This is a genomic window from Actinomadura sp. BRA 177, from assembly GCF_013372625.1.
Lineage (GTDB): Bacteria > Actinomycetota > Actinomycetes > Streptosporangiales > Streptosporangiaceae > Spirillospora.
The window spans coordinates 1-7,824 of record NZ_JABXFD010000621.1 but is presented as its reverse complement, the minus strand read 5'-3'; the positions used below and the strand labels follow the sequence as shown (position 1 = coordinate 7,824).

Genomic DNA, 7,824 nt, shown 5'->3' with positions numbered 1-7,824 from the left:
CTGTCAGCATGGTCGGCGGTGCCGGGTGTGTAGACGGGACGGGTGCGGTGCGCACCGACCGCCCGGCGCCGCCTCGGGCGCGCCGGGTGGTTGGTGGTCCCGGCGAGCGGCGGCTTCGCCGCCCGCGCGATCGGGTGCAGGGTCGCGAACGCCGCCTGCTCGGCCGGGTCGGCGGGCACGCGGTGCGGCAGGGGCAGCCACCGGCGCAGCGCCCAGACTCCGGAGGCGGCGCCGACGGCCGTGGCGTACACCACGGCATCCGCGACGGACGGTAGGACCATGACGACTTACGGTAACGTCTACCGTACCCGGCGGTCCGGCCGTTGCCGATTTACGAGCGACTCGAATCGGGCCACACCCGGCCACGCGCGCGTCGCGGCGCGGAACCGGCGCGTCACAGCGGCGGCGACTCGCCCTCGTCCTCCTGGTAGGAGTAGCGCTGCTCCCGCCACGGGTCGGCGACGTTGTGGTAGCCGCGCTCCTCCCAGAAGCCGCGGCGGTCCTTCACCATGTACTCGACGCCGCGGACCCATTTCACGCTCTTCCACGCGTACAGGTGCGGGACGACGATGCGGAGGGGGAAGCCGTGGTCGGCGGTCAGCCGCTCGCCGCCGTGGTGGGTGGCGAACATCGTCCCGGCGGCGAGGAAGTCGCTCATCCGGATGTTGGCGCTGTAGCCGTACTCGGCCCAGACCATCACGTGCGTGGCGTCCGGGGCGGGCGGCGCCAGCTCCGCGAGCGCCGCGGCGGGGACGCCCTCCCACGCGTTGCCGGGGACGGTGAACTTGGTGACGCAGTGGAAGTCGGCGACCGACCGGGCCCTCGGCAGCGCGTCGAACTCGTCCCAGGTCCAGCGGTGCTGCTCCCCCGACTCCGTGGCGCCGAAGACGCGGAACTCCCAGGATTCGGGACGGAACTTCGGGACGGGGCCGTAGTGCAGGACGGGCCAGCCCCGGGGGACGTACTGGCCGGGCGGCAGCTCCGGCGGCCGCGGTGCGGAAGGTTCGGGGTGGCTCATGACGCGGCCATCCTGCCATCCGGCGTGAGCTGAGCCATATCCGGGGGCGGTGCGAATGGGCGCTCCGGACATCGGCTACGCTTGGGTCCGTGCGCAACGTCGTCTATTTCTTTTGGTACGGTCGGCCCGGGTGGCTGGTCTGCCAGGCGCTGCGCTGACAGACCACGGAATGAGAAGCCCCGGGCCCAGTGGCCCGGGGCTTTCTCTGTTTCAGGGGTCGTCCGCGGGATCCACCGGGGTTCCGGGGCGTAACAGGAGAGGCAGCACACCAATGGTCGTCGTCATGGCCCCCGAGGCCAACGAAGCGGATATCAAGGCCGTCGTCTCACTGGTCGAGACGGCGGGGGGTGACGCCTTCGTCAGCCGCGGCGTGGAGCGGACCATCGTCGGGCTCGTCGGCGACGTCCAGCAGTTCGGCTCGCTGAACCTGCGCGGGATGCGCGGCGTCACCGATGTGATCCGGATCTCGGCGCCCTACAAGCTGGTGAGCCGCGAGAACCACGGCGAGCGCTCGGTCGTGCGGGTCGGCGGCGTGCCGATCGGCCCCGGCACGATGACGCTGATCGCCGGCCCGTGCGCGGTGGAGACCCCCGAGCAGACGCTCGGCGCCGCGCAGATGGCTCAGGCCGCGGGCGCGACGCTGCTGCGCGGCGGCGCGTTCAAGCCGCGCACCTCCCCGTACGCGTTCCAGGGCCTCGGCGAGGCCGGGCTGCGCATCCTCGCGGACGTGCGGGAGGAGACGGGCATGCCGATCGTCACGGAGGTGGTGGACGCCGGCGACGTCGAGCTGGTCGCCTCGTACGCGGACATGCTGCAGATCGGCACCCGCAACGCGCAGAACTTCGCCCTCCTGCAGGCGGCCGGCGAGGCCGGCAAGCCGGTGATGCTGAAGCGCGGCATGAACGGGACGATCGAGGAGTGGCTGATGGCCGCCGAGTACGTCGCGCAGCGCGGCAACCTCGACATCGTCCTGTGCGAGCGCGGCATCCGCACGTTCGAGACGGCGACCCGCAACACGCTCGACATCTCCGCGGTCCCGGTGGCGCAGCGCCTCTCCCACCTGCCGGTGATCGTGGACCCGTCGCACTCGGGCGGCAGCCGCGACCTCGTCCTGCCGCTGACCCGCGCCGCCATCGCGATCGGCGCCGACGGCGTGATCATCGACGTGCACCCGCACCCGGAGACCGCCCTCTGCGACGGCCCGCAGGCCCTGGTGGACGGCGACCTCCGCGACCTCGCCAAGCTCGTCCGCGACCTGCCCCCCATCGTCGGCCGCTCACTCACCCCGTCTATGGCAGTTCCCTCCTCCTTCGGGCCTTGACGGCCCTCCATCGTCGGGAACTGCGCGCGATCGCTGCATCGCATCCGACTCGCCTAGCGGCTCACTGCGCGATCAGGTTCTCGCAAGCTCGAACCTGCCTTCGGACGCGATCGCGATGGATCAGGTCGTTGCGGGATCGGGGCGATGGCTGGTGTGAGTTGAGAACAGTGGATCCGGTGCCCATCTGATCGCTTCGAGGCGCCTTGCGGCGCGCGAGGCGGGCCGCCGGCATCCGATGGCGGTATCCCTGCGAGGGAGCACGGAGGCCGCCCAGACCCATGTGGACTGGGCGGCTCCCCCGCTCGATCACCATGAGCCGCATCGTCGCCGGCGGCCCAGTGCGGCTCGCGCTCCCGGTCTGCGCGCGTGGCGGCGCCAGGCCCCGTCGCCTGCTCGTAACCGCCGCAACCTGCCGCTGATGGGCCTGGACACGTTCGCATCACCGTGTACCAGACCGCGTTCTTCATCGCCGCGGGCCGCACCGGCGTGGCGGCGGGCACCGTCGTCACGATCGGCAGCGCGCCCGCGTTCACCGGCCTGATCGGGCTGCTGGCGGCCAAATCTGACCGGCCGCTGGGGGCGGCGACAGTCGGCGCCCGACGCGGGCTGCGCCCTACTCATCGCGGCGGCGAGGACACGGAATCGGGCCCGTAGGCATCACCCTGACACTCCTATCGGGACCGCCTCGGTGGCGTCCGTCCTCGTCACATGGCGAGGAGGACCGTGAGGTTGCCGAGGCGCTGTCCGGGACGGCGGCCGTCCCGCTGCCCCCGATCCCGTTCACCCGCGGCCGGACGCTGCTCGCGCCTGCGGGCGTGTCCGTGTCGCGGGACAGGCGACCTCAGCCGACACCCCAGCCACGCGACGACCTCAACGCCTGCGATCGCGACCGAAGGCAGGTTCGAGCCTGCGAGAACCTGATCGCGCAGCGAGCCGCTAGGCGAGTCGGATGCGATGCAGCGATCGCGCGCAGTTCCCGACGATGGAGGGCCGTCAAGGCCCGAAGGAGGAGGGGACTGCAATAAGAACGCACCGGTAACAAATTGGTCTGAACCATTGGCCGGGGCGGGCGCGGCGAGGATGATGTCCGGCATGACAACGGGCGATGGTGACGCCGGGGGACGGCTGTTCCCGGAGGATCTGGACGGCGTCGACCCGGTCGCCGCGGTGATGCTCGCGGACGCCTGCCGCGCCCTGTCCGCCTACCCGGAGCTCGTGGTCGTGGGCACGCTGTTCACGGCCGCCGAGCACGTCGCGGGCGGCTGGCAGGTGCTGTGCCCGTGCGATCCGCTGCCGCAGGGCGCGCGGGAGCTGCTCGCCGGCCGGCTGGAGGACCTGGCCGCGCTCGCCGGCGGCGCCGCGGAGCGCGAGCTGCTCGCCGCGGCGCGCACGGTGCAGCACGAGCAGGCCGACGAGGTGAGCGCGGGCGGGCGGCGGTTCCGCATCGTGCGGATCGAGCAGCTCGTCCGCACCGGCCCGGACGGCCCCGAGCCGCCCCGCCCGACGGACCTGGACCCGCTGGGCGCCGGCCGCGCCGCCCCCGCCTACGACCTGCTGCCCGCGGACGGCCCGGCGTCGGACTTCGCGACCGCGGAGCTGCTGTGCCAGGTGCTGGACGCGGCGGCGGCGACGGGCAGCGAGCCGTCCGGCGCGTTCCTCACCCCGGTGGCGCTGGCGCCCGCGTTCACGGTGGCCGAGCGCAGCGAGCGGCGCTGGCGGCCGGTCGGCCGGCTGCACGAGGCCCCGCAGCAGGCCCGCGACGCGCTGATCACCTATTTCCGGCACGTGGTGCCGGCGGTGGAGAGCCCGGCCGAGGCCGACGTCGAACGGTTCGCCGAGGCGGCGGAGCTGATGGAGGACGAGTCCCGCCGCAACGGCATCGCGGTCGCCGGGCGCCGCTTCCGCATCGTCCGGATCGAGCGCATCACGCTGATGGGCCCGGACGGCCCGGAGCCGCCGCGCCCTACGGACTTCGACGCGCGCTAGGCCGGGTCGGCGTAGGCGGGGCGGTGCTCCTGGACGGAGTCGGCCAGGTGTTCGGCCAGTTCGTCCACGTCCAGGCGCTTCTCGATCTTGCGCAGGTCGTCGATCCGGGCCTTGGTCTCGGCGCGGCGGGGCGCGAGCAGGGTGCAGCAGTCCTCGTCGGGCAGCTCGGAGATCGACAGGGTGCGGATGCGGCGCGCCTGGTCCATGATCTCGATCTTGTCCATGCCGACGAGGGGCCGCAGGATCGGCAGCTCGACGGCGTCGTCCAGCGCGGTGATGTTGGCGAGCGTCTGGCTGGACACCTGGCCGAGCGCGTCGCCGGTGATCAGCGCGGTGTCGCGCCGCCGGCGGGCGAGGACCTCGCCGGTGCGCAGCATCAGGCGGCGCTGCGCGATCACCGCGAGCCGGTCGGCGCCGGACGACTTGATCTGCTGCTGCGCCTTGCCGAACGGGACGACGAACAGCCGCGACCCGCCCTGGAACTTGTCCAGCTCGCGGACCAGCGCGTACGCCTTGTAGATCGACTCGGGGCCGGTGAACGGCATGCCGGAGAAGTGCAGGTAGTCGACGCGCAGGCCGCGGCGCATCATCCGGTAGGCGGCGACGGGCGAGTCGATGCCGCCGGACATCAGCACGAGGCCGCGGCCGCTCATCCCGACGGGCAGGCCGCCCTGGCCGGGCAGGCCGCCGGAGTAGACGAACACCTCGTCGCGGTCGACCTCGATGGACAGCGTGTGCTCGGGGTTCTTGAGCTTGACGGGCTGGCCGTAGCGGGCGGCGACGAGGGCGCCGATGTGCCGGTCGAGCTCGACGGAGGTCATCGGGAACCGCTTGTCGCGGCGGCGGGCGCGGACGGCGAACGAGCCGGTGCGGCCGTCCATGAGCTCCAGGGCGGCGCGCTCGACGCTGGCGACGTCCTTGCCGACGCGCCAGGCGCGGTGCGCCCACACGATGCCCATGACGTCGCTGATCCGCTGCGCGACCCGCTCCATGGTGGCCAGGTCGGCGTCGTGCTTGCGGACGATGAACACGCCGTGGCGGCGGACGACGTCCACGCGGGCGATGGGCCGGACGGCCTGCCGCACGTTGTCGGCCAGGCGGCGCTCGAACTGCTCGCGGTTCTTGCCTTTGAGGACGACCTCGCCCAGTTTGAGCAGCACGCACGGCTCGCCGTCGACCGGCGAATGCTCCCGGACGTCCGCCGGCGCGGTGTCGAGCGTGGTCATGCGTGATCCTCCTGGCGGGAACCGGACAAGGGGTGTGCTTCTAGTGTGGCCCAGAGAGGGCAACACTGCGACCCGATACCCGTGTTCCCGCCAGGCGGGGACGTCAGCCGAAGAAGACCTCGGCCTCGGCGTAGCGCTCCAGCGGGACGGTCTTCAGCTCCTTGGTCGCCTCGTCCAGCCCGACGCGGACGATGTCGGTGCCCTGGAGCGCGACCATCTTGCCGAAGTCGCCGTCCTTGACGGCGTCGATCGCCTGCAGGCCGAAGCGCGTGGCGAGGACGCGGTCGAACGCGGTGGGCGTGCCGCCGCGCTGGATGTGCCCGAGCACGGTGGCGCGGGCCTCCTTGCCGGTGCGCTTCTCGATCTCGTCGGCGAGCGCCTGGCCGATGCCGCCGAGCCGGACGTGCCCGAACGCGTCGCGCTCGCCGGTCTGCAGCTGCATCTGCCCGTCGACCGGGTGGGCGCCCTCGGACACGACGATGATTGGCGCGTACCGGGTCTTGAACCGGCTCTCCACGTACTGGCAGACCTTCTCGATGTCGAAGGGCCGCTCGGGGATGAGGATGACGTTGGCGCCGGCGGCCATGCCGACGTGCAGCGCTATCCAGCCCGCGTGCCGGCCCATGACCTCGCAGATCAGCGCCCGGTGGTGGCTCTCGGCGGTGGTGTGCAGCCGGTCGACGGCCTCCATGCCGATGTTCACCGCGGTGTCGAACCCGAACGTGTAGTCGGTCGCGTTCAGGTCGTTGTCGATCGTCTTCGGGACGCCGACGACGTTGACGCCGTTGGCGTACAGCTCGCGCGCGACGCCGAGGGTGTCCTCGCCGCCGATCGCGATGAGCGCGTCCACGCCGAGCCCGGCGAGGTTGTCCTTGATCCGCTCGACGCCGCCCTCGACCTTGACCGGGTTGGTCCGGGACGAGCCGAGGATCGTCCCGCCGCGCGGCAGGATCCCGCGCACGGCCTGCACGTCCAGGGCCACGGTGTCGCCTTCGAGGGGTCCGCGCCAGCCGGCCCGGAAGCCCACGAACTCGTAGCCGAAGACCTGCACGCCCTTGCGGACGACCGCGCGGATCACCGCGTTCAGACCGGGGCAGTCCCCGCCACCGGTCAGCACTCCGACACGCATGCCGTCTCCTTCTCCCGCCACCGGGCTCCTCCCTCGATTCACCTGCTCCGACCATGGCCCGCGCGTGACCGGACGTGCCGGCGCGCCGCCATTGGTCTAGACCATAGCCGCTGGCGCGTGCGGTGGCATCTCGTTCCCCCGACGCGGCGGTCGGCGGGACGCGCCGCGTCCGAAGACCCGGGTGTACCCGCGAATCCGCACGGCCACTCCCCCGGGCGTCCGCCGCGGGGACCCGCCGTCATACGACCACCGGACCTCGGCGAGCGCCAGTTCCCGCGCCGCGTCCCCGGCGAGGTCGCCGGGCGGCCCGGTCGCCACCAGCCGCCCGTCGGCGTGGACGTCGACGGCGCGGTCGAGCCGGAGCGCCGTCATCGAGGCGGCGATCGCGTGCCGTCCCCCGCCGTGCAGGTAGGCGACCTCGTACGGGTTCAGTCCTCCTGGTCGAGGCCCTTTTCGATGGCGTAGCGGACGAGTTCGACGCGGTTGTGGAGCTGGAGCTTGCCGAGGGTGTTCTGCACGTGGTTCTGCACGGTCCGGTGGGACAGGACGAGGCGCTGGGCGATCTGCTTGTACGTCAGGCCCTTCGCGACGAGGCGCAGTACCTCGGTCTCGCGGTCGGTGAGGCGGGGCGCGTCGTCGTCCTCGCGGGCGGGCGCGGCGGCGAGGCGGCGGTACTCGCCGAGGACGAGGCCGGCGAGGCCGGGGGTGAAGACGGCGTCGCCCTCGCCGGTGCGGCGGACGGCGTCCAGGAACTCCTCGCGGGCGGCGGACTTCAGCAGGTAGCCGGTGGCGCCCGCCTTCACCGCCTCCAGGACGTCCTGCTGCTCGCCGCTCGCCGACAGCACCAGCACCCGGACGGGCGGGTCGGCGGCGGCCAGGTGGCGGGTCACCTCGACGCCGCTGATGTCGGGCAGCTGCAGGTCGACGACGGCGACCTGGGGGCGCGTGGCGCAGCCGTCCGCCTGTCACTTATACCAATCTCCGAGCACACGAGACGGAATCCACTCACGTAAGACGTCTTCCTCCTGGAAAACAAAAAAACAGTAAAGCAACTTCTCATGGGTCACTACAAATATTTAAGCCTGCTAGTAATACAAATCTAAGAGCTCCCGAGAATACACGGAACAATATATGCAGTCTTCAA

Annotated in this window: 8 protein-coding genes and 1 pseudogene; 3 read left to right on the top strand and 6 right to left on the bottom strand. The window is 72.0% G+C overall.

The window, feature by feature from the left end; translation table 11 throughout:
• Both HUX53_RS34850 and HUX53_RS34845 read right to left on the bottom strand, forming a co-directional pair.
• The coding region (locus HUX53_RS34850; RefSeq protein WP_176407537.1) for a hypothetical protein at positions 1–281 on the bottom strand (281 nt) is incomplete at its 3' end.
• Positions 282–394: 113 nt separating this feature from the next.
• A complete protein-coding gene (locus HUX53_RS34845) occupies positions 395–1,018 on the bottom strand; it encodes a molybdopterin-dependent oxidoreductase (protein WP_176407536.1) in 624 nt (207 codons plus the stop codon).
• A 271-nt stretch (positions 1,019–1,289) separates the two neighbouring features.
• Between HUX53_RS34845 and aroF the strand changes: the two genes are divergently transcribed.
• The 3 genes from aroF to HUX53_RS34830 all read left to right on the top strand — a co-directional run bounded on the left by aroF (position 1,290) and on the right by HUX53_RS34830 (position 4,325).
• Entirely contained in the window at positions 1,290–2,339 is a 1,050-nt protein-coding gene (gene aroF, locus HUX53_RS34840; protein WP_176407535.1) for a 3-deoxy-7-phosphoheptulonate synthase, read from the top strand.
• 444 nt (positions 2,340–2,783) lie between these two features.
• On the top strand, positions 2,784–2,993 hold the full coding sequence (locus HUX53_RS34835; protein WP_176407534.1) for a hypothetical protein: 210 nt from the start codon (positions 2,784–2,786) through the stop codon (positions 2,991–2,993).
• Positions 2,994–3,431: 438 nt separating this feature from the next.
• Positions 3,432–4,325, top strand: a complete 894-nt coding sequence (locus HUX53_RS34830; protein WP_176407533.1) for a DUF5954 family protein — start codon at positions 3,432–3,434, stop codon at positions 4,323–4,325.
• Here HUX53_RS34830 and thiI read toward each other — a convergent pair.
• The 4 genes and pseudogenes from thiI to HUX53_RS34810 all read right to left on the bottom strand — a co-directional run.
• Positions 4,322–5,551 carry a tRNA uracil 4-sulfurtransferase ThiI gene (gene thiI / locus HUX53_RS34825; protein WP_176407532.1) on the bottom strand — a complete coding sequence of 410 codons (1,230 nt, stop codon included), beginning with the start codon at positions 5,549–5,551 and terminating at the stop codon, positions 4,322–4,324. The genes HUX53_RS34830 and thiI overlap by 4 nt on opposite strands.
• Positions 5,552–5,654: 103 nt before the next feature.
• Positions 5,655–6,680 (bottom strand): 6-phosphofructokinase, encoded by a 1,026-nt coding sequence (locus HUX53_RS34820; RefSeq protein ID WP_176407531.1) that lies wholly within the window; start codon positions 6,678–6,680, stop codon positions 5,655–5,657.
• A 96-nt stretch (positions 6,681–6,776) separates the two neighbouring features.
• Positions 6,777–7,052: a hypothetical protein gene (locus HUX53_RS34815; protein WP_176407530.1), complete on the bottom strand. Its 276-nt coding sequence runs from the start codon at positions 7,050–7,052 to the stop codon at positions 6,777–6,779.
• 56 nt (positions 7,053–7,108) lie between these two features.
• A pseudogene (locus HUX53_RS34810) lies at positions 7,109–7,630 on the bottom strand (LuxR C-terminal-related transcriptional regulator); the annotation flags it as partial.
• Positions 7,631–7,824: the final 194 nt, after the last annotated feature.

Bases quoted from the DNA above. Each gene is read 5' to 3' on its own strand.
- HUX53_RS34845 (WP_176407536.1), bottom strand. From the start codon at position 1,018: ATGAGCCACCCCGAACCTTCCGCACCGCGGCCGCCGGAGCTGCCGCCC.
- aroF (WP_176407535.1), top strand. From the start codon at position 1,290: ATGGTCGTCGTCATGGCCCCCGAGGCCAACGAAGCGGATATCAAGGCC.
- HUX53_RS34830 (WP_176407533.1), top strand. From the start codon at position 3,432: ATGACAACGGGCGATGGTGACGCCGGGGGACGGCTGTTCCCGGAGGAT.
- thiI (WP_176407532.1), bottom strand. From the start codon at position 5,551: ATGACCACGCTCGACACCGCGCCGGCGGACGTCCGGGAGCATTCGCCG.
- HUX53_RS34820 (WP_176407531.1), bottom strand. From the start codon at position 6,680: ATGCGTGTCGGAGTGCTGACCGGTGGCGGGGACTGCCCCGGTCTGAAC.
- HUX53_RS34815 (WP_176407530.1), bottom strand. From the start codon at position 7,052: ATGACGGCGCTCCGGCTCGACCGCGCCGTCGACGTCCACGCCGACGGG.